Raw genomic sequence first — 22,240 nt, 5'->3', positions numbered from 1 at the left:
TCAATTGTCTTGGGACAGCAACACTGCCACCGGCGCACGCGCAAACAGCGTGGATAGCTCAACACGGCCGCGCTGTGGCTGCAGCGTGCTGCCGTCGAGCACATTACGGTATGTGCCCTCGCCCAATGCCAACGATGCCTGACCCCAAGTGGCCGGCGCCACCAGCAACGGCAGATCGCCCTCGCCCTCAGCGCCAGCGCCCAGCCGCGTGACGGCCACCACCAGCGACTGCCCGCGGTACTGGCGACGGAATGCCAGCACCTGTGCACCGCCACTGACCACGTTCAAAGGCTGATAGTCGCCCTTCGCAAACAGCAAAGGATGTTCGCGACGTAGCTGCAGCAACAGTGCCGTGAGACGCGCCTTGACCGCGCCATCGCGCCAGCTGCGCAGCAACCCGGTGAAGTCGCGTGCCTGCTGCAGCCATTGCTGGCGCTGAGCGTAATCGACCGGGCGGCGGTTATCCGGGTCCACCAACGACAGATCCCAGCCTTCGGTGCCCTGATACAGGTCGGGCACGCCGGGCACGGTCAGGCGCAAGGTGGTTTGCACCAGTCCGTTACGCGCGCCAGCGGCGGCAATGTGGTTACTGGCGCGCAGCAGCGCGCGCCGCAGCGGCAGCCCGGCACGGCTGCACAGCACCTGCTCCACGGTGGCCTGCACGGCCTGCTCATAGGCCGGCGAGCCATCGGTCCAGCTGGTGTGCAGCTTGGCTTCGCGCACCGCCTTGAGCAGCCATTGCGCGATGCGCTCGGCGTAGTCGGCAAGCGGCTCGGTCTGATCGGCGCCCAGGCCGAGCGGCCACGCCGCCACCAAGGTCTGCCACAGCATCTGCTGGTCGCCACCGGCCAGGGCCGGTGATTCCAGCGCTTCGGCCAGCGCATCAAATTGCGCGCTCTGCTCCACCCACCAGCGCGGCTGCTCGGACAGCAGCGCCAGCCGCATGCGCAGGTCTTCGCCGCGCTTGTGGTCGTGGGTGGCCGTGGCCAGCAATGCACGCGGGTAGCGTTTGGCGCGCTCGCTATTCTGCGCGTGGAACTCGGCGGCTTCGTTGGCGAAATGCGTCGGATGGCTGCCGACTTCATTCCGCGACAACAGTACGCCATGCCGGTAGAACGCGGTGTCTTCCACCGATTTGGCATTGAGCGGTGCAGACAGCTGTTCCACACGACGGCGCAGGATGCGCCGCAACGCGATCTGCGCACGGTCGGCACCGGCATCGTCGAGCAACCAGCGCTCGATCGCGTCCACGGCCGCCACGATCGATTCCGGCATGCCCTCGCGCGCCTTTACGGCGGTGGCGCGCAAACGCTCCGCATCGCTACCGGTGATGCCCTTCGCACCGGCATAGGTGCGGTACACCGGGAACCAGCGCAGCAACACGCACAAGCCGCGCGCCAGCATCTGCGGGCTGAACTCGCGCGTGGGCGGATCCAGTCGCGCCAACGCCGACAATGCACCAACGGCGCGATTGAATTCGGTCTGCAGCGGGCCGCGCAGGATTTCATCGCGGGCGCTGCGTTCTTCCTGCGCGAAATCGCCGCTGCGCCCGCTCACCTTCTGCCAGGCACGCGCCAGCGGCTTGAAGCCGGCCGCGTCATGCAGCAGGCCGCCCACCTGGTCCATGAAGTCGTAACCGGTGGTGCCATCGCACGGCCAGTCGGCCGGCAGGTGCTCGCCGGGAGCAAGGATTTTTTCCAAATACAGGCCCAGCGTGCCGGGCTTCAGGCCACGCGTGCGGCCGGCTGCATCCAGCCGGCTACGCAGCTTGCGCACATAGCCGGTGGGGTCGGTGAGCCCATCCACGTGGTCGATGCGCAAGCCATCCAGATGGCCTTCGGCCACCAACCGCAGCGGCAACGCGTGCACTGCATCGAACACCGCCGGCAATTCCACCCGCAACGCCACCAGCGAGGTGATGTCGAAGAAGCGACGGTAGTTGAGCATGTCGTTGCCCACGCGCCACCAGTTCAAGCGATATGGCTGGCGTTCGATCAACTTGTGCAGGCGGCCATCGCCGCGTTTGGCGCCGTCGTTGTAGTCACGCAGCCACTGCGCACGTGCGGCTTTTTCGGGGATCTCCATCGTCTGCGGACGAATCGGGTAGCGCTGGTCGTAATGCGCCAACGCGGCGCTGCCGTCGTCTTCGATCACCAGCGTGATCAGGCCTTCGGCCAGTGCTGTCGCATACGGGCGGTCCAGCACGGCCAGCCACAACTTGCCGTCGCGTCCCGGCGCGCGCCAATCGATGTCGAACCAGTCGGCATGCTTGGCGCTGCGGCCGTTGCGCAGCACGTCCCACCACCACGCATTCTGCGCATGCGTGGCCATGTGGTTGGGCACGATGTCGGCGATCAGGCCCATGCCGTGTTCGCGCGCGGCTTGCGAGAGTGCGACCAACGCGTCTTCGCCGCCGAGTTCAGGATTGACCACGGTGGGGTCGATGTTGTCGTAGCCGTGCGTGGAGCCCGGCACGGCGGTGCCGATCGGCGACAGATACAGGTGGCTGATGCCCAGCCCGGCGTAATACGGCACCTGCGCGAGCGCGTCGTGCAAGGTGAAACCGGCATGCAGCTGCAGGCGGGCGGTGGCGCGTAGATCGATCATGGATGCGGTTCCGAAACGGCCGCGACGCGACGCGCCTCGGCAAAGCCCTGCAGCGCCGAACTCAGGCGCGCATGTGGCAAAGGATCGGGCAGGCGTCGACGCCAGTTGGGATGGACCTCGACGGTGCCCGGCAGATTGGGTTGTTCGTCCAGCGCCAGCGCATCCTCCACCGGCAACAAAGCCAGTGGCGAAACGCTGGTGGCGGTGAACCGCAGCGCGCCCAGCAGTGGGTCGTGCGCACTGCTCAGGCCGGCGTGTTCGACAGCCGCCTCCAGCCGTGCCACGTCCTTGCTGCGCGCCTTAGCATCGTCGCTGGCCTGCGCAGGCTGGATCAATTCCAGCTTGCGCCGCCAGTCGATATCCCGGCCCTCGCGCCAGCCAGTGAGCGTGGGCAGATCGTGGGTGGTGGTGGTGGCGATCGCATCCGGCCGCCATAGCGCCGGCGAGACGAACGCGCCGTCCTCATCGCGGGTGAACATCAACACATCGATGCCCATCACCCCACGCCGCGACAGTTCTTCGCGGATGCCTGGCGGCACCACGCCCAGATCCTCGCCGATAACAATCGCGCGATGCCGCCACGATTCCAGCGCGAGCAAGTTGAGCAGATCGTGCAGCGGATACGCCAGATACGCACCTTCATTGGAACTGGCGCCATCGGGCACCACCCACAGCCGCATCAGGCCCAGGATGTGATCGATGCGGATACCGCCGCGGTCGCGCAGCACCGCACGCAACAGCGCGATGTACGGCGCGTAGCTGCTGCGTCGCAATGCGGCGGGCGAATACGCACCGATGCCCCAATGCTGACCATCGGCATTGAAGGCATCCGGCGGCGCGCCCAGCACCAGGCCGCGCAACACGGTGTCGGCTGCGGCAGCGGCTTCGGCGCCGTTGGGGTCGAAGCCGACCGCCAGATCGGCAATCAACCCGAGCTTCATGCCGCGCTCGTGTGCCTCGCGTTGTACATCGGACCAACTGCGCGCTGCCAGCCACTGCGTGAACACGTGCAGCTGCGGATCGTTGTCGCCGAAATCCTGCGCGGCGAAGCGTGCAAAGCCTTCCAGTGCCGCGCCACCTGCAGTGCGGAATGCGACCAGGTCGGCGTGATCGGGCGCAACACGCGTGTACAGGTGGCGCAGCAATTCCCACTTGGCGTGCGCCGAGGCCTGCCAATGGATTAATGCGCCGTTGTGCAAGGTATCGAAACGTTCGCGCAGTCCGGGCACCTCGTTGATTGCATCCAGCGCCAGTTCGCCCAGGATGCGCACCGGCGCGGCATGCAATGGATCGAGAAAGCGCCGATCACTGGGCGAGTATGGGCTGTAGCCACCCGTTACCGGGCGCGAGGCATGCACCGGACTCAGTGCCAAGGCGTCGGCGCCGGCCAAGGCCGCGTGCCGCAACCATTCCACGGTGCCGGCGGCATCGCCGATGCCACCGTCGTCCAGGCTGCGTGCCGAATACGCCTGCAACGCCATGCCCCAGGCACGCGGGGATGGTTGGCCGCAGGCATCGGCCACGCTGAAACAACGCAGCGGCGCCACTGCCACCTGCTGGGTCATCGCGCCGATCTGCAGCGTCCAGTAACCGAAGCGCTGCGGGGCACGCACTTGCTCTTGCGCATCCGCATGGGCGGCTTCGCTGGCACCACTGTCGTCGGTCCAGCGGCCGCTGGCATTGGGCGCCACGCGTAGTGGCAGCGGCTCACCCACCTGCACGGTCAGCAGCGGTGCCGGCTCGGCGGCCTGCGCCTGGCAACGGCGCAGGCTGTCGGCGCGTTGCGCGGCGGTGGCGGCGGGCAATTCCAACGCGGTGAGCACGGCATGCACCGATTGCTCGGACACCTGCCGCGGCTGTTCGCTGGCATCCACCCAATCCACCATCACCCCGGCCGCCGCGGCCAGGGTATTGAGATCCTCATTGCCCGAAGCGGGCGCACTCATGATTGTGCCTCGTGCCAGGCGATGAAGCCATCGACCGGCAGTTCCTGCGCGTCGGCCGCACCGTTTTCGACATGCGCCACGCGTCCGCGCAGCGGCGGCATCGGCACTGCCTGGGTGCCCACGTTAAAGGCGATGTGCCACAGACCATCCGGCAGTTCCCACGTGGCCGTCACTGCGCCATTGGCCAGCACGCTGGCACGCACAGCGCGCGCTTGCGCCAAGCCCGGCACCAACCATTGGCGACGCACATCCAGCAATGCCTTGAACCAGGCTGCCCACTGCGCGCCGTCGCCATGCGCTGCGTCGGCGATCGGCGAACGCGATGCCGCGAACGTGGAATGGCTGTTCGGGTCGGGAATGGTGGCGCGCTGGGCTTCGTCGGCGAACGCAGCGAAGTGCGCGAACTCGCGCCGGCGCCCTTCGCGCACCGCCTCATCCAACGGCGGGCCGAAATCGGTGAAGAATAGAAACGGCTGCTTGGCGCCCCACGGTTCGCCCATGAAAAACAGCGGAATCATCGGCGTGAGCGCGGTCAACGCCAAGGCCGCACGCAAGCGTTGCTGCGACACCAGCACACTCAACCGTTCGCCGCGGGCGCGGTTGCCGATCTGGTCGTGATTCTGTGCAAACATCACGAATTTATGCGGCGGCAACGCGCCACTGGGTTCGCCACGCACATGCCCGCGCGGATCGGGCTCACCCTGGTAGGCAAAGCCTTCGCCAAGCACACGTGCCAGATGCTCGGTCGGCTTGTCGGCAAACGCAGCGTAATAGCCTTCTTCTTCGCCGGTCAGCAGCACATGCAAGGCGTTGTGGAAGTCGTCGTCCCATTGCGCGGTGTAGCCACGTTGCAATTGCGAGGCCTGATTGGCCTCGTTTTCCAGCACCAGATGCACATGACGGCCAGCCGGCAAGCTGGCTTCGATGGCTTCGCGCAAGGTGTCCAGAAATGCATTCGGCGAGATCGCATGCACCGCATCCAGGCGCAGGCCATCGAAGCCGTATTCGTGCAGCCACATCAGTGCGTTATCAAGAAAATATCGCTGCACCGGCGGCTTGCGAAAATCGATCGCCGCGCCCCACGGGGTGGGCTTGTCTTCGTTGAAGAATGGCGCGGCATAGCTGTGCAGGTAATTGCCGTCCGGGCCGAAGTGGTTGTAGACCACATCCAGCAACACCATCAAGCCATGCCCGTGCGCGGCATCGATCAGCGCCTTCAACTCGTCCGGGGTGCCATAGGCTTCCACCGGTGCATACGGCAGCACGCCGTCGTAGCCCCAGTTGTGCGCGCCGGGAAACGCGCTCAACGGCATCAGCTCGATGGCGGTAATACCCATCGCCGCCAACTGCGGCAGTTGTGCCTGCACGCCGGCATAGCCGCCGCAGGTGCCCACATGCACTTCGTAGATCACCGCCTCGTCCCACGGCCGCCCCTGCCACTGGGTGTGTTGCCAGCCGTAGCCATCGGTTGGCTGTACCGCGCTGGGGCCGTGCACGCCTTCGGGTTGCCAGCGCGATGCCGGGTCCGGGACTGGCTCGCCGCCGTCGACGCTGTAGCGATAGCGTGCAGCGGGCGCGCAGTCGATCACCGTGCTGAAAAAACCGTCCTGTCCCGCCTGCAGCGCGCTGCGCGCGCCGTTGTCGAAGACCACGTCCACGTTCTTGGCTTCCGGAGCCCAGAGCGCAAAGCGCACCTGACCCTCACCCGCCGGCCAGGCACCCCAGGCCGGTGTGATTGCATTGCGCTGGTTCATCGTTATTTCTCCGCTTGCAGATAGATCGTGGCCAGCGGCGGCAGGGTCAGGCGCAGGCGTTGCGCATGCCCATGCATGCCCATCGGTTCGGTCATAAGACGACCGCTGTTGCCGAGGTTGCTGCCGCCGTAATGGGCACTGTCGGTGTTGAGGATCTCGCGCCAGATGCCGGCACGCGGCACCCCCACGCGATAGCCGTGATGCGGTTGCGGGGTGAGGTTGCTCACCGCCAGCAATGGGGCGCCGCCAGCAGGATCGTGGCGGATGAAGGCCAAGACGCTATTGCGCGCATCGTCGGCCACGCTCCAGTCGAAGCCTTCGGCGCGATGGGTCCCGCGATACAGCGCGGGAGTGCGGCGCAGCGCGGCGTTAAGATCGCCCACCAGCTGCTGCACGCCACGATGGCGCGCGCCATCGAGCAGATGCCAGTCCAGCGACTGGTCGTGGTTCCAATCTGCCCACTGGCCGAATTCGGCGCCCATGAACAGCAATTTGTCGCCCGGGTGCGCCCACATAAGCGCCAGATACGCACGCACGTTGGCGAAGCGGCGCCAGTCGTCGCCTGGCATCTGCCCGAGCAGACCACCGGTGCCGTGCACGACTTCATCGTGCGAGATGGGTAACACAAACCGCTCATCGAAAGCATACACCAACCCGAAGGTGAGCTGGCTGTGGTGCTGTGCACGCTCGGCTGGATCGCGCTGCATAGAGCTCAGCGTGTCGTGCATCCAGCCCATGTTCCATTTGTGCGTAAAGCCCAGGCCGCCGTCGCTGATCGCCGCGGTCACGCCCGGCCAGGCGGTTGATTCTTCGGCGATGGTCAGTACGCCGGGGAACTGCGCGACAATCTCGCGATTGAGTTGGCGCAGGAACGCCACCGCCTCCAGATTCTCGCGGCCGCCATGCGCGTTGGGCACCCACTCGCCTTCGGCACGGCCATAGTCGCGATACAGCATCGAAGCCACCGCATCCACGCGCAGGCCGTCGAGGTGGTAATGGTCGATCCACTCCAGCGCGCTGCCCAACAGGTAGGCCGTCACTTCCGGCCGGCCGTAGTTGTAGATCAGCGTATTCCAGTCGCGATGCATGCCTTCGCGCGGATCGGCATGTTCGTACAGGGCGGCGCCGTCGAACTGCGCCAGGCCATGTGCGTCATCGGGGAAATGCGCGCTGACCCAGTCCAGGATCACGCCGATGCCGGCGCGGTGGCAGGCATCCACGAACTGCGCGAACCCATCCGGGCTGCCATGGCGGGCGGTGGGCGCATACAGGCCCAACGGCTGATAGCCCCAGGAACCGCCGAACGGGTGCTCGGTGATCGGCAACAATTCGATATGGGTGAAGCCGAGCTGCTGAACGTAAGGAATCAGCTGCTCTGCCAGGGTCGGCCAATCCAGCGGCTGGTTATGCCCATCGCGGCGCCAAGAAGCGGCGTGCACTTCGTAGATCGACAGCGGCGCCGGCACGGCGCTGGGATCGCGCTTGGCCATCCAGGCCGCGTCGGTCCACGCGAACGTGGCCGTGCCCGGCACCACCGACGCGGTGGCTGGCGGCAATTCGGTCTGCCGCGCCACCGGGTCGGCCTTGAGCAGCACGCGGCCATCGGCTGCGGTGACGGCGTACTTGTAGCGCACGCCAGCTTCAACCCGCGGCAGGAACAGTTCCCAGAAGCCGCCGATACGCTGCCGCATCGGGTGCCGGCGGACGTCCCAACCGTTGAAGTCGCCAACCACGGCCACGCGTTGCGCATGCGGCGCCCACACTGCAAAACGCACACCGGGCACATCGCCGCACTGCACATGCTGGGCGCCCAGCGCCCGGCGCAAGGCCTGGCCGTCGCCGGCAGCGATCTGCAGCAACAGCGATTCGTCCAGCGTGGCCGCGAACGCGTACGGGTCTTCGATCTCCTGCACCATGTCCGGCCACACGATCCGTAGCCGGTAGGGCCCTTCGATCGCCAGCGTGCCTTCAAAGACGCCATCGATCGGGCTGGGCTGCATGCGTGCCAGCAATTTGCCGCGCGCGTCGATCAACCCCATCGCCTCGGCGCCCGGCGCCAGCACACGCACCTGACGGCGGCCATCGGCGAGCGGATGCGGCCCAAGAACGGCAAAGGCGTCGGCCGGCAATCCATCCGCCAGCGCGTGCAGGCTCTGCAACATCTCCGAGTTCCCTTCCGTGGTCACGCCGTTTGCTTCGGTGCCCTGCTCCTGCCCGCCCTGCCGTTCGCTCATGACACCGTCGCAAGCGCAGGCGCGGTTGCAGCGGTGCGTTCGTAGAGAGAGAGATATTTCTTGCCCGCCACGTCCCAACCGCTGGGGCGCAGCATGGCTGCGCGCCGCATCGCGGACAGCAGGCTAGGCAAGCGGAAGGTGCGGAAGGCGCGCTCCAGGCAGCGGCGCAAGGCCTCGACGCTGGCGTGCTGGAACAGGAAGCCGGTCACGCCGTCGTCCACGGTGTCGATCAGCCCGCCGGTGGCGTGCGCAATCGGCAGGCAGCCGAAGCGCTGCGCATACATCTGGCTCAGGCCACAGGGCTCGAAGCGCGATGGCATCAGCAGGAAGTCGGCACCGGCGAACATGCGCCGCGCCAGGCCTTCCTCGAAGCCGATGAAGGCACCGACCTGGCCCGGATAACGCCGGGTCAACTCGGCCACCTGGCGCTCGATCTCCGGCTCGCCGCCGCCAATCACCGCAATCTGGCCGCCAGCGGCGACGATCTGCGGGGCAACCTCGCAGATCAGGTCCAGGCCCTTCTGGTGCACCAGCCGCGAGACCACCGCAAACAGCGGGCCGGTACTTTCACGCAGCCCGAACGCCTTGCGCACCTGCGCCGCGTTGTCCTGACGGCCCTGCCACTGGTTCACGCTGAAGTGCGAATCCAGATATTCGTCGGTGCGCGGGTCCCAGCTGGCGTCGATACCGTTGACGATGCCGGTGAGCGCGCCCTTGGCGGCGCGGCCGGCCAGCAGCCGGTCCAGCCCGCAGCCCTGCGCCGGGCCGGTGATCTGCTTGGCGTAGCTGACGCTGACCGTGTTGACGTGGTCGGCGTTGACGATGCCTCCGCGCAGGAACGACATCTGCCCGTAGAACTCCAGCTCGGCCACCCGCTCGGCGGGAATGCCCAGCGCGGCGGCCATCGAATACGGCACCAGACCCTGATAGGCCAGGTTATGGATGGTCAGCAGGCACGGCGTGGTGCCGCCGGACCAGCGCACGTAGCCGGCCGCCAGCGCGCACGGCCAGTCGTTCAGATGCAGCAGGCGCGGCTTCCAGCCAAGCCCGGCATGGCCGGCGGCAATTTCCGCGGCAGCATGCGACAAGGTGGCAAAGCGGATCGCGTTGTCTTCGAACTCCGAACCGCTGGTGCTCACATACGGCGAGCCGTCGCGTTCGAACAGTTCCTTGGACAGCAGGATGTAGATGGGCAGCCCGTCAGACTGCACGATGCGGCCGATGTCACAGGCCGGCAGCGCGGCATGCGCCAACACGCGGCCAACAATCTCCACCTTGCCGGCACGCTCGAGCACCGCGCGGTAGCCGGGGATCAGCACACGTACGTCGTAGCGATGGCGCAGCGCGCGCGGCAGCGCAGCGGCGACATCGCCCAGACCGCCGGCCTTGATGAAGTCCGCCATCTCCGACACCACGAACAAGGCGCCACGCGTGTCTGCCAACGACACTGGCAAGCGCTCGTGGTGACGGATGAAACGGCCACGCGCATCGCGCGGTCGCCCGCTTTTCTTCAAAGTCGGGAGCATCGTGCTGCGCTCTAAACGTGCGGTGGTAGCGTGAAGCGGCATCATGGCAAGCATCAAACATCCGTCGTTAAGGTGGGTGGAGACGGAAAAACGGCGAAGCGAAAACCGCCGTCTGCCGATTCAGCCAGACGACTTGCTACGAATGAGGAGCGGGGGCAACGCGCGTACTCCACGTTGTCCTTGCTGATGAATCTACACCCCGACCAAATAAAATATGCGTGAACACGTGCTGACTTTTCTGCGACAACCCACATTCCGTTAAGCACAATTGCGCATGTGCACAGGCATAAGTGCCACATTGCAGTGCGATAACATCCCCGTATCGGTGCGTAGGCAGTGATATGCACTGGATGCGGGAAATTTCAGCCGTGTTCGCCGTCATATGAGTAACTCGTTCAGTGGCGCCCTGCATCGCTTATCGCGACCTGGCTTCGCTATCGCCCTCACGCCGCCATTGCGCTGCGGCCCGGCTTGCTCAAGCACCCCGTCTGCGCGCCGATAACGATCGTCAGCACAAGACCTTTTGAGACCCTGGCGCATGGCAGACCAGCCCGATCACCCAAGCCGTCCACGTGGCGGGCTGCGCCGCCTGTTGCCCTGGGGCGGCACGGACACCGCGCGCCCTTCCGCAACCACGCTGCCCACGGTGATCAACGGCGAACGCAGCGGGCAAGGCCTGGCCGCGCATCAGCTGGTGCCGGCCAAAGCCAAGTCCGGCGCACACGATCCCGCCGCCGCTACGGCATTGCTGATGCGGCTGTTTTCGCATGCCGCACATCCGGAGGCACTGCTGCTGGCCTTCGCCGAAGGCATCGCCAGCCTGCACGGCGAGCTCGGCGACATGGGCGTGCGCCTGGGCGCGGCGTATGCAGCGGGCGACTGGCCTGGCTATGGCCGTGCCTTGCGTCAGCTGATCGACAAATACATCCGCACCATCGATATCGGCGATTCGCTGGCCGAAGGCCGCACCGAGGCCGAGCAGCTGTGCGACCTGCTGCGCCACGCGCTGGGCAACGCCCTGGCCACGCTGTTGCAACGCAGCCCGGAGCTGGCCGAAGAAGCGCAGACGTTGGCATCGGCACTGCGCCACTGGCGCCCGGGACACGAGCTGATCACGCTGGAACAGCGCCTGCGCGAGCTCAGCCATCAGATTGGCCTACGTGCTGAAGATGCCAGTGAGCAACAGAACTTATTACTTGGCTTGTTCGACCTGTTGCTAGAGAACGTCGGCGAACTCCTGGATGATCGCAGCTGGCTGCAAGGCCAGATCTCGGTCGTGCGGCAGCTGATTTCCGGCCCATTGGACGTCAGCTCCATCGAGCAGGCACGCGGCACCTTGCGTGAGGTGATCTACAAGCAAGGCCTGCTCAAGCAGGGCATCGCAGAATCCAAGACTGCCATGCGCGAAATGATGGTGTCCTTCGTCGACCGGTTGGATGGCATGGCCACCAGCACCGGGCAATACCACGACCGCGTTGCCGGTTATTCGCAGGCGATCGGCGACGCGCGCGGCATTCCCGACCTCAACCGGCTGCTGCAGGATCTGCTGCAAGACACCGCCGGTGTGCAGGCGCAGGCGCTGGCAGCGCGCGACGAACTACTTTCGGCACGTCGGCAGGTGGAAGATTCCGAACAACGCATCGCCTCGCTCGAACAGGAGCTCAAGGATGTGGCCGGCCTGGTGCGCGAAGACCAGCTCACCGGCGCGCTCAACCGACGTGGCTTCGAAGAACTGTTCCAGCGCGAGGCGGTGCGCACCCAGCGCAGCGGCCAGCCGCTGTGCGTGGCGATGCTGGACCTGGACGACTTCCGTCGCCTCAACGAGACCCACGGCCATGCCGGTGGCGACGCCGCGCTACGTCACACCGTGGACGTGGCCAAGGCGGTGCTGCGCACCACCGACGCCATTGCCCGCTTCGGCGGCGAAGAATTCGTATTGCTGCTGCCGGACTCGACCATTTTCGAAGCAAGCGCGGCGGTGATCCGCCTGCAGCGCGCGTTGTCGCAACGCTCGCTGCTGCATGACGACGTGCGCGTGTTCATCAGCTTCAGCGCCGGCGTGGCGCTACGGAATACCGACGAGACGCAGGACGAGGTCATCCGCCGCGCCGACCGCGCCATGTACGACGCCAAGTCGGCCGGCAAGAACCGGGTGATCAACGCCGGTTAATCGCCCTGCCAACGCAGCTTCAGGTAATCCACCACCTGTGCGGTCTGGGGCTGGGCAAGAAATCCATGGCGGAACAGCATGCAACCGCGTATCTGCGGCAAGGCAGCATTGAGGTCCAACTGGCGGGCGATCTCGGGCACACCGCCTGCGACAGTCCAGTCCGGCTCCAATGCATTGGGTGTACCCACCTTGTAAAGCGCCATGCCGATGTAGAGCTGCACACGCCCGGTGCCGACGGTGTCGGCCCACCAGCGCGCGATGACGTCGTAACGCACAATCTGCCGCGCAAACGGCCAGTAGATCTGCGGGACGATGTAATCGATGAGCTCTTCGCGCACCCAGCGTCGGGTATCGGCATAGGCGACATCGAACGAGGGCGCGCCTGCCTGCGTGTCCGATCCGCGCGGGTCGTCCTGCCGATTACGCCATACGCCTGCCGGACTGACCCCGAAAGCCACGCTTGGCCGGATCGCCCGAATAGTCCTGCCCACATCGCGGATCAATCGATAGGTGTTGTCGCGTCGCCAGTCGCCTTTGTCGGCGAAACCTGCTCCGTGGCGCACGTAGGTCTGAGCATCGTCCAGTGGCGACTGGGCGGTTTCGCTGTAGAAATAATCATCGAACTGCACACCATCCACGTCGTAACGAACAATCAGTTCCGCAACGACGGCGCAGATCCAGCGACGGACGGCCGGAATGCCCGGATCAAGCACCAGCCGGTCGGCGGCCACGCCCACCCACTCGGGATGCTGCACATACACGCTGGGTGGCGAATCGCTTGCCGCAGCGCTCAACATCTCCAGCGTGGCCTGGCTGATGTCGGTCGAAACACGGTAAGGATTGAGCCAAGCATGGACCTGGATGCCACGTGCATGTGCGTGGCTGAGCAAGAATGCCAATGGATCGAAACCCGGGTCTTTCCCGAGCACGCCCGTCAGCACCTGCGACCACGGCAGGATCCTTGATCGGTAGAGCGCATCGGCGCATGGCTTGACCTGGAAGACCAGCGTATTGAGATGCAGCGCTTGGGCTTGATCGAGAATGGTCAGCAATTCCTGCTGCTGGGCCATGACACGCGCGACCGGGTCGACCATCCGCGAGGACGCCGCGCTTGGCCAATCGAGATTGAGCACACTCGTCACCCAGGTGGCCCGCATCTGGCGTTTCCCGGGGAGAGCTGCCCGCGCCGGGGCACCGGTCGTGCTCGCCGCAATTGCCGCTGCCCCCAAACTCAGAAAGCGCCTGCGACCGATCACTGCACCCGCGTGGATCGGTTCGGCGTGCGCGCCATTGGCTGCCTTCGCCACGTCTGCCTGCGCGGATGCAGGCGCAGATCCGCCTGCATGACCGCGACCGTTGACCCTCTCCTGCATGCTGCACCCCATCGGTTGTCTGTCCTGGGAACCGGCCAAACCGGTCGGACAGAGGGCAATGCCAGCGCAATCAGCTCAGACCACACATGATCTGTCGCAAGCTTAACAAGCACCACAGGCAAACGCAGACGCGCGATCGGCAGCATGCACATCACTTCGCTTAAGGCACAAGATCACTGTACGTTCTTGCCGCCGCGCAGCTTCTGAAACAGCATCACCGCGCCCAGCACGATCGCACCGGCCACCACGCCGACCAGCATGTTGCCCAGCGCTTCGACCAGCCAGCTCATGCCGCCGGCGGATTTGGCCAGATCCAGCACCAGGTGATGCAGCGCCGGGATGTTGTGCACCAGAATGCCGCCGCCGACCAGGAACATCGCCAGCGTGCCGGCCACCGACAGGAACTTCATCAGCCACGGCGCCGCCACCAGGATGCCGCGACCAAAGGCGGCCAGCGCGGCGCCTTTCTTGGTCAGGTACAGACCCAGGTCATCCAGCTTCACGATCGCCGCGACCAGGCCGTACACGCCAATGGTCATCGCCAACGCAATTGCCACCAGCACCGCCACCTGCTGCCCGAACGACACGGCGGAGACCACGCCAAGCGAGAGCACGATGATCTCTGCGGAGAGGATGAAATCGGTGCGGATCGCGCCCTTCACCTTGTCCTTTTCCAGCGCCACTACGTCCACGCTCTCGTCGGCCAGCGCGCGGGTGCGCTCGGCATGCCGCTGCGCTTCTTCCTCGTCGTTGTGCAGGAACTTGTGCGCCAGCTTTTCCACGCCCTCGAAGCACAGATAAGCGCCACCGATCATCATCAACGGCATCACCAGCGGCACGTTGTAGCCGCGCCCGCGCAGCCAAGCTTCCAGCGCACTGATCGCCAGCGCCGCCGGCACCAGGATCATCTTGTTCACCAACGAGCCCTTGGCCACTGCCCACACCACCGGCAACTCGCGGTCGGCAGTGACGCCGGTCACCTGCTGCGCGTTGAGCGCCAGATCGTCGCCGAGCACGCCGGCGGTCTTCTTGGCCGCAACCTTGGTCAGGATGGAAACGTCGTCCAGCAGCGTGGCGATGTCGTCGAGCAGGGTGAACAGGCTGGCACCGGCCATGCAGAGATCCTTCTTGGGTATGCGTGAATTCTCGCCGATTCGGCGCCCGTGTGGGGTGATGAGCAGCCATTGTGCGGTTGATGCGTGCCGTTGCCGGGGCGATGCCAGCATGCCGCGTGTGCGCTTGCGGTCGGTCGCGCCGGCCTTGGGCAGGCGTGCCTGCATGGTGCAGGCGCACTCGGATTCACCACGCGACGACCCGCCGCTGGCCACACTCGCCGCCTGCATGACGCCCCGGAGATGGCCTTGAGTCGGAACGACCCGCACCGCGCACCGGCCAAGGCCACAGGCCCGGCAGATCACGCCATGGTGGGCGGCATGAGCCGGCGCACGCAAATCCTGCGCCTGCTGCTGCGCTATCGCGGCTCGGGTGTGTTCGCCGGCATGAATCTGGACCCGGCGGCCATCAACGAATACGAAGTGCCCGCGGAAGGCACCCCGGACCAGTTCGTCTCCGACCTGGAATCGCTTGGCCCCACCTTCGTCAAACTGGGCCAGATGCTGTCCACCCGGCCGGACATCGTGCCGCCGGAGTTCGCCACCGCGCTGGAGCGCATGCAGGAGAACACCAGCTCGGTGCCTGTGGAGCGCATCCGCCAGATCATCGAAGAAGAACTCGGGGTGTCGGTCAACAAGGCGTTCTCGCATTTCGACCCTGTCCCGCTGGGCTGCGCCTCGCTAGCGCAAGTGCACCGCGCCGCGTTGCGCGATGGCACGCCGGTGGCCATCAAGGTACAGAAGCCCGAAGTGGCCGCGCAGGTGCGCTCGGACCTGGACGTGCTCAAGAGCTTCGCCACTGCCGCCGACCGCCTCACCGGCATCGGCCGGCGTGTGCGCTTTGCCGATTGGCTGGGGGAATTCGGCAAGACGCTACGCGCCGAACTCAACTATGAAGACGAAGCCGAAACCCTGGTGCGCTTCGGCAAGCATCTCAAGCCGTTCCCGTTGCTGTGGGTGCCGCAACCGGTGTGGGACCTGATCAGCCGCAAGGTGCTGACCATGCAGCTGGCCGAAGGCGTGCGCGTGGACAAGATCTCCGGTCTGCGCCGCACCGAACAGCCGATGGACGACCTGGCGGCAGAGCTGGTCAAAGGCTATCTGGACCAGATGTTCGTGCATGGCGAAATACACGCCGACCCGCATCCAGGCAACTTGCGCGTGCTGCAGGACGGGCGCCTGGCCATCTTCGACCTGGGCATGGTGGCGCATGTGCCGCCGCGCCTGCGGGAGCGCTTGCTCAAGCTGCTGTTCGCCGCGGTCGATGGGCGCGGCGAAGAAGTGGCTGAAGAGACCATTGCGCTCAGCACGCGACTGGAGGATTACGACGAAGAGCGCTACCAGCGCGAAACCGGGCAGATGATCGCGCGCTATGCCGCGCACGACGCCACTTCCGAAGGCCGCGTGGTGCTGGATCTTGTGCGCATCGCTACCTCGACCGGTTTGCGCACGCCGCCGGAGTTGAGTCTGCTTGGCAAGACGCTGCTCAATCTGGAAGGCGTGTGCCGCGCCCTGTCGCCCAATATGGATACGCGCCGCATCGTCGAGCGCCATCTGCAGCACGTGATGCGGGCACGTCTGAAAAAATCGCTGTCTGCCGCCAATTTGGCCAGCGAGGCGATGGAACTGCAGCATCTGGTGCGCGAAGGGCCACGCCGCATGTCGGAGATTCTGTCGCTGGCTGCGGAAAACCGCCTGCAGATTCGCGTCACCGGGCTGGAAGAATCGCACCTGATGGAAAGCCTGCAGAAGATCGCCAACCGCGTTGCGGCCGGCATCGTGACTGCCGCGCTGATCATGGCCTCGGCGCAGATGATGCGCATCGAAACCGGCTTGAAGCTGTGGGGGTATCCGGCGATTGCGATGGTGCTGTTCCTGCTCGGCGTCGTGCTGGGGCTGGGCATTGTGGTCAGCGCGCTGCTGTTCGACCGCCGCGTGCGTGCGCGCGAAGAGCGTGGGCATCGTTAGCGGCTGATCGTAGTGGCAGCATCCGGGTGTTTTGGTCGGCAGCGGTCAAGTACCTCGGATCATTCGTCAGCCCTCACTGCCTGCGAGATTGCATTCAATGCAGCGTGGGACACGCAACGAACTGTGCGAGGAAAGCACTAGAACATCTTGCGAATTTCGCCTCGCGCTCTGCATAGCCGATTACAAGCGTACTGGGCACAGACTCATCCCACACACCTCGCGTCGCTGTGGCTTGCAGCAACGCGACGCACGCGTTTCAGCAGTGATGTGCTGATTGGTACGCGGTGATGCGCAATGACTCTACACGCTGCCGCGTTGATGCGGCGCTGGATCTCAGCCGTAACAAACATTTCAGTCAGCTTCGGCGCGGCATAGTCCGTCATCCAGGTGTCACATTGCAGGTGGCGCACAGGACATGGCGAGCAAGGCGTCCGGCACGCGCTCGCATCATTCCCCCACGGACGCTGCGCATGCATTGGATGTTGTTGGTTTCGTTGTTGCTCTTGTTGTGGTTGTTGGTCGCCTCGCCGCGTCTGGCATGGCTCAAGGCTGGCTTGTTGTCACTGTTTTTACTGCTACTCAGCGCCTGGGGATTGGTGGACCGGCTCAGTGGCGACGGCATCAATGCGGCCACGTTGTATCACCTGCGCGCCGATATGGACGGTGCCGGCGTCCGCGATTTTTCCGGTTATATCGCGGTGTTCGTCGGCATGCTGCTGCTCTCGGCGAGCCCGCTGCTGCTGGTGCGGGTGCACCGCTTTCAACATCGGCGCTGTGGCGCGGCGGTGTTCGCAGGGTTCGCGAGCATGTTGCTGATCAGCATCGCAGTGAGTCCGCTGTATCGCGATGGCAAGCGCCTGTACTACCAGTTGCGTCCGGTCGATTACGCCACCGTTGTGCCGGAATACCAGGTGCCGCAGCAACCACTGCAGAAGCGCAAGAACATCGTGTGGATCTATGGCGAAAGTCTGGAGCGCACCTACTTCGACGAAAACGTGTTTCCGGGCTTGATGCCCAACTTGCGCGCGCTTGCCACCGAAGCGGTGGACGTGCGCAATCTCACCTCCACCGAAGGCAGCGGCTGGACCATTGCCGGCATGGTCGCCTCGATGTGCGGCGTGCCGCTCACCACCGCGCCGGGCGATGAAAACAGCATGGACCGCATGGGCATGTTCCTGCCCGAAGCGCGTTGCTTAGGCGATTACCTCAAGGATCAGGGCTACCGCAATCACTATGTGGGCGGCGCCGATGCAAGCTTCGCCGGCAAGGGTCGTTTCCTGTCCAGCCATGGCTTCGACGTGGTGCACGATGTGCACTACTTCCAGGACAAGGGCGTGGCGCCAAAGCACTTTTCCGCATGGGGCGTGCACGACGATGTATTGCTGGAGGACGCATGGGGCAGCTTCCAGACGCTGTCGCGTGCCGGCCAACCCTTCATGCTGACTACACTCACGATGGACACGCATCATCCGGCCGGCCACCTGCCGCTGGCCTGCAAGGACCAGCACTACGACAGCGCACTCGGCGATATGGCCTGCTGCACGCCATCAAATGCAGCGACCGGTTGATCGGCGAATTGGTCGCGCGCATCCGCAATAGCCGCTATGGCAAGAACACCCTCATTGTCATCGCCTCAGATCATTTGGCAATGCCCAACGATCTGAGCGACGTGCTGGCCAAGCAGAAGCGCGAGAACCTGCTGCTCTTCCTGGGAAAGGACATCGCACCACAACAAGTGGTGACGCGCGCAGGCAGCACGCTCGATTCGGGCGCGACGCTGCTGCAGTTGCTGGAACCTGGCATGCGCACGCTCGGCTTTGGCCGCTCGCTGCTGGCCAGCGATGCCACGCCCAGCGCCAGCGTTGCCGCCAGCCGCGACAGCGGTAAGGACTATCCACGCTATCTGGCTTATGCGCGCACGCTATGGACCGGACGCAGCACGCGCATGTTGCGCATCAACGGCAATGGCGATGTGGTGGTCGGCGTACAGCAGGTTCGCCCGCCGGTGCTGTTGGAATACGACAAGGACACCAACCTGAAAACGGTGTACCTGGAAAACACCTCGCGTCAGTTCGACCGCACGCATTCCAAAGGCACGCTGGCCTATGTCGACCGCTGTACTGCATTCGAAGACGGCTCAGCCGATGGCGACTGGTGCGCACTGGTGGTGGACCGCCACCAGAACATGAAGCTGTATCGCGACCCGGACCTCACGCGCGGCATCGCCGTCGATGCGCCGCTGGAGGCTTCCCAGCAAGGTCCACGTCCACGTGTGCGCCAGCCGATCATGCTCACCCAGGCTGCCCGCAAGACCGACGCCGGCCGCTACATGCTCGAGCTCTACACCAAGCGCCGACCCACGCGCGCGTTCTGGGTCGAAGCGGTGTCGTCCGAACGTAACGTCGTGCTGGCACAGCAATGGGTGGTGCCCGACGCCGCCGGGCGCATCCGCATGCCGGTGGGCCTGGAACATGCGGTCGAAGACCTGGAGATCCGCGCCTGGCTCGATTACACCGAAGACGTCAGCGTGGACGATCTGGCCTTGGTCAGGGACATACCAGTAGCGGACCGCTCCTGATCTGAGCCGCTGCACTGCCGTGGAGCGTGGACATTCTGGCGCGGTGTCCTTACCGCTTACGGGATCGTTGGCCGCATGGATGACGCCATCGAGCCCCAATGGACGGGTTCACGGCGTGTCACGCAAGCGGTGAGGGCATCGCGCCCTCGACTACGCAAGTTTTGGCCCTAAGCATTGGAATGCATCGATCGCTGCAGTCAAAGATGGCCGCACCAGTCCTGCAAGCTGCCTCTACTGCCGCGCGACCACGCACAAGTCGCCAACTCAGTCCTCCGATGCAGACGTACCATCGCCCGCATCGCGCGACACCGCTGCACCTGCGCGGCTGAAGCGGATCTCCTGTGGCGACTGCAACGCAATGCCCACCGTCTCCATGCGCTGCAGCAGTGCAAAGAACAACTGGCTGCGCACGCCATACGAATCGCGCGGACTGCTTACATAGGCAAACGAATTGAAATTGACATGCCCGCCGGCGAGCGAATCGATGAACACCGATGGAGCCGGCTCGGCCAATACTTTTTCGTGCTCGGCGAACAAGGCCAGCAACATGTCGCGCACTTTGGCCACGTCGGTTTCCAGCGGCACCGAGAACTGCAACTGCACACGGCCCATGGGATTGGACAGCGTCATGTTACGCACGCTCTTGGTGATCAACTCCGAATTGGGCACGATCAACGTGGAACGGTCGCCCACCTGGATTTCGGTCGCGCGTACGCTGATCTTGCGCACATCACCTTCCTGATCGCCAATACGCACCCAGTCGCCGATCTTCACCGGACGCTCGGCCAGCAGGATCAACCCCGACACGAAGTTCTGCGTAATCGCCTGCAGGCCGAAACCGATACCCACCGACAACGCGCTCAACACCAGCGCCAAGCGTCTCAAATCCAGACCCAGCGCCGTAAGCCCCCACACTGCAACGATCAACCAGCCCAGATAACGCGCCACCGTGCTGATTGAATTACGCGCCCCGGCGTCCAGCTCGGTCTTGGGCAGATACGTATTGAGCAGCCACTTCTGTACCACATGCACCAGACCCATGCCGAGCAGGAACACGCATAGCGCCCGGGCCACGTCGCTGGGCGTGATGACCAGCTCCTTACCGATCGCGATGCCGTGCGAGACGTTTTCCAGCCAGCCGGTCACCGCGGCGATGTTGGCGCCGTATGGCGTCACCAGTGCAGCGATGCCCAGCAGTACCAACAGCACCCGTACCGCCGCGGAGATCAACAACCCCACCTGCACCAACCGTCCGCTGCCGACATTCAATGCATGCGCTAGCGCGCGGCTGAAACGGCTCTCCGGCTTGAATACCCAGGTCGTCAGGTCGTCGGCAAACATCACCAGCAGCGCGAGCACGCTGCACACCAGGGTGATCCAGATGATCTGCTGCTCGACGAACAGCGCCAGATTGATGTAGCCGAACAACGCCGCCACCAACGCGAAGATCACCGCCACATGGCCCAGCAGACGGATCAACACGATGTAACCGCCGCCGCGCGACACCACCGGTGGCGGTGCGCTGCTGTCCGCGTCGGCCGCACCCACGTTGGCTGCATGCGCGCGCAATGACAGGCTCAGGCCAGCCAACGCCGACAGGATCAAACCCGCGTACAAGAGCGCGGCAACCGCATCGGTCGCTGTCGTCAACGCGACACTGCTGCGCGCGACATCATTGATCCTGATCGCCATGCCGCTGAACCAGCTTACGGCCGCCGTGGCCAGACAGTGCACGCGCAAACGGTCGACAGTGGCATCGTCCAGCGGGAACAGACGCCAGGTCGGCTGGTGCTTCATCAACAAGCTGGCGCTGAGCGAACCGACGAAGGCGGCGACAAAACTGATCACCACAAATGCGCTCAGCAGCTGCTCCAGATCCGTAGGTAGCTCGCTCAACGCGCGCACGCTTTCGGCCAGTGCCCATGCGGCCATGCCCAGACTCAGTGTGCCGACCAGCAGAAACCACAGCGCAAGCCCGGAGCGTCGCAGGCGCCCACCGGGCGCACGCGAGGCCGCATACCGCCGCCCCAGATGACGCAAGAAGATGCGCAGTGGGAACGCCAGCACCAATGCCGCCAGCGTCCCGATTACCAGGCCACCGATGCCGTTGGTCGCTGTACCTGTGCGCACCGCTTGCACAGCCTTGTCGGAAAGAGCCTGCAAACGCGCGCGGTCGTCGGGCCATTCCTGGGCGATCTCATTCCACAGCGCCGGCGACAGCGGTGAGGCCACGCGCGCAGAGAGCTTCTCGCTGAAGCGCTGGGCGCGTTCGCCTTCGAGCCGGTCGGCAAGATCCTGGGCATCCAGTGCCAGCAGGTTTGCCCGCTTGAGCTCGGCATCCAGCCCGTTACGCTGGCGCGTGAGCGCGGTGCGTTGGTCCTTCAAATCCTTCGGGTCGGTCTTCTGCTCTTCGCCAAGCCCCGCCAGCCGAACAGACAACTCCTTCAACGGCGGCTCCAGCGAGCGTGCCAGATCCTGGGCCTGGCGCTGCGCGCCGGTGACATCGTCAGCCAGCTTGCGCAATTGGTCGGTGTCTGATTTTTCCATCCCCGCTTCGGCCTGGGTCAGCACCTTCTGCATGCTGTCCAGCTGAGTCTGCGCGGTCTCCAGCAGGGTGTCGTCGTCCTGCGCCACGGCCGTCCCTACGCAGACCACCCACAACGCGGCAAGCAGCAGCAACCGCGGCAATACGCCCCGATGGGCACCCAAGACAAATCGAAATTCGGACACAGGCAGGCATCGAGCAGGCGCGGACTACCGCGGGTGCCGGCATCTTAAGGCACCGCCCTCGGTCGAGCCGATCGCCCGGTGCTGCCATTCAGCCCCGGCAGGCCTGCCTATACCGGGCTGACTGCAGACCTCGCTACGCCGACAGCATCGGCGGCAGCGAAGTCGGCGACAACACCATCGACACCCTACCCTCGCATGAATGGGCGAGCATGGTTGTCACTTTGCGAAAACACTCGGCTGAC

The 22,240-nt window shown here is 65.0% G+C and carries 10 protein-coding genes and 1 pseudogene; 3 read left to right on the top strand and 8 right to left on the bottom strand.

Annotation, left to right across the window (positions count from 1 at the left end; translation table 11 throughout):
* Genes treY through glgA form a run of 5 tightly spaced genes read right to left on the bottom strand, consistent with a single transcriptional unit; the run spans position 1 to position 10,121 of the window.
* Positions 1-2,607: a malto-oligosyltrehalose synthase gene (gene treY / locus KWO_RS02055; protein WP_010382018.1), complete on the bottom strand. Its 2,607-nt coding sequence runs from the start codon at positions 2,605-2,607 to the stop codon at positions 1-3.
* Positions 2,604-4,553 carry a 4-alpha-glucanotransferase gene (malQ, locus tag KWO_RS02050; protein ID WP_010382015.1) on the bottom strand — a complete coding sequence of 650 codons (1,950 nt, stop codon included), beginning with the start codon at positions 4,551-4,553 and terminating at the stop codon, positions 2,604-2,606. The genes treY and malQ overlap by 4 nt, the downstream gene beginning before the upstream one ends.
* A complete protein-coding gene (gene treZ / locus KWO_RS02045) occupies positions 4,550-6,307 on the bottom strand; it encodes a malto-oligosyltrehalose trehalohydrolase (RefSeq protein WP_010382014.1) in 1,758 nt (585 codons plus the stop codon). Before treZ ends, malQ begins: the two co-directional genes overlap by 4 nt.
* Before the next feature lie 2 nt (positions 6,308-6,309).
* Complete coding sequence (locus KWO_RS02040) at positions 6,310-8,541, bottom strand: 1,4-alpha-glucan branching enzyme (RefSeq protein ID WP_010382012.1); 2,232 nt, start codon at positions 8,539-8,541, stop codon at positions 6,310-6,312.
* On the bottom strand, positions 8,538-10,121 hold the full coding sequence (gene glgA / locus KWO_RS02035; RefSeq protein WP_017113739.1) for a glycogen synthase GlgA: 1,584 nt from the start codon (positions 10,119-10,121) through the stop codon (positions 8,538-8,540). Before glgA ends, KWO_RS02040 begins: the two co-directional genes overlap by 4 nt.
* Before the next feature lie 484 nt (positions 10,122-10,605).
* On the opposite strand from glgA, the gene KWO_RS02030 reads away from it, so the two are divergent.
* Positions 10,606-12,237 carry a GGDEF domain-containing protein gene (locus tag KWO_RS02030; protein ID WP_010367954.1) on the top strand — a complete coding sequence of 544 codons (1,632 nt, stop codon included), beginning with the start codon at positions 10,606-10,608 and terminating at the stop codon, positions 12,235-12,237.
* On the opposite strand, the gene KWO_RS02025 is transcribed toward KWO_RS02030, so the two are convergent.
* Together KWO_RS02025 and KWO_RS02020 are read right to left on the bottom strand one after the other, a co-directional pair.
* Complete coding sequence (locus tag KWO_RS02025; RefSeq protein WP_010367952.1) at positions 12,234-13,622, bottom strand: glycoside hydrolase family 10-like protein; 1,389 nt, start codon at positions 13,620-13,622, stop codon at positions 12,234-12,236. The two genes, KWO_RS02030 and KWO_RS02025, sit on opposite strands and share 4 nt — an antisense overlap.
* Before the next feature lie 161 nt (positions 13,623-13,783).
* Complete coding sequence (locus KWO_RS02020; protein ID WP_010367950.1) at positions 13,784-14,725, bottom strand: DUF808 domain-containing protein; 942 nt, start codon at positions 14,723-14,725, stop codon at positions 13,784-13,786.
* Positions 14,726-14,965: 240 nt separating this feature from the next.
* Here KWO_RS02020 and KWO_RS02015 point away from each other — a divergent pair, with 240 nt between their 5' ends.
* Together KWO_RS02015 and KWO_RS23505 are read left to right on the top strand one after the other, a co-directional pair.
* Positions 14,966-16,690, top strand: a complete 1,725-nt coding sequence (locus KWO_RS02015; protein WP_017112900.1) for an ABC1 kinase family protein — start codon at positions 14,966-14,968, stop codon at positions 16,688-16,690.
* Between the two features lie 470 nt (positions 16,691-17,160).
* Positions 17,161-19,268 (top strand): annotated as a pseudogene (locus KWO_RS23505) (phosphoglycerol transferase I).
* Positions 19,269-19,532: 264 nt separating this feature from the next.
* On the opposite strand, the gene KWO_RS02000 reads toward KWO_RS23505, so the two are convergent.
* Complete coding sequence (locus KWO_RS02000) at positions 19,533-21,956, bottom strand: DUF3772 domain-containing protein (RefSeq protein ID WP_017112899.1); 2,424 nt, start codon at positions 21,954-21,956, stop codon at positions 19,533-19,535.
* Positions 21,957-22,240: the final 284 nt, after the last annotated feature.

Origin of the sequence: Xanthomonas vasicola pv. musacearum NCPPB 4379 (genome assembly GCF_000277895.2) — a bacterium.
Classification (GTDB): domain Bacteria; phylum Pseudomonadota; class Gammaproteobacteria; order Xanthomonadales; family Xanthomonadaceae; genus Xanthomonas; species Xanthomonas vasicola.
The sequence above is the reverse complement of the archived record's forward strand: the minus strand, read 5'-3'. Positions and strand labels throughout refer to the sequence as shown.

Bases quoted from the DNA above. Each gene is read 5' to 3' on its own strand.
- treY (WP_010382018.1), bottom strand. From the start codon at position 2,607: ATGATCGATCTACGCGCCACCGCCCGCCTGCAGCTGCATGCCGGTTTC.
- malQ (WP_010382015.1), bottom strand. From the start codon at position 4,553: ATGAGTGCGCCCGCTTCGGGCAATGAGGATCTCAATACCCTGGCCGCG.
- treZ (WP_010382014.1), bottom strand. From the start codon at position 6,307: ATGAACCAGCGCAATGCAATCACACCGGCCTGGGGTGCCTGGCCGGCG.
- KWO_RS02040 (WP_010382012.1), bottom strand. From the start codon at position 8,541: ATGAGCGAACGGCAGGGCGGGCAGGAGCAGGGCACCGAAGCAAACGGC.
- glgA (WP_017113739.1), bottom strand. From the start codon at position 10,121: ATGCTTGCCATGATGCCGCTTCACGCTACCACCGCACGTTTAGAGCGC.
- KWO_RS02030 (WP_010367954.1), top strand. From the start codon at position 10,606: ATGGCAGACCAGCCCGATCACCCAAGCCGTCCACGTGGCGGGCTGCGC.
- KWO_RS02025 (WP_010367952.1), bottom strand. From the start codon at position 13,622: ATGGGGTGCAGCATGCAGGAGAGGGTCAACGGTCGCGGTCATGCAGGC.
- KWO_RS02020 (WP_010367950.1), bottom strand. From the start codon at position 14,725: ATGGCCGGTGCCAGCCTGTTCACCCTGCTCGACGACATCGCCACGCTG.
- KWO_RS02015 (WP_017112900.1), top strand. From the start codon at position 14,966: ATGGCCTTGAGTCGGAACGACCCGCACCGCGCACCGGCCAAGGCCACA.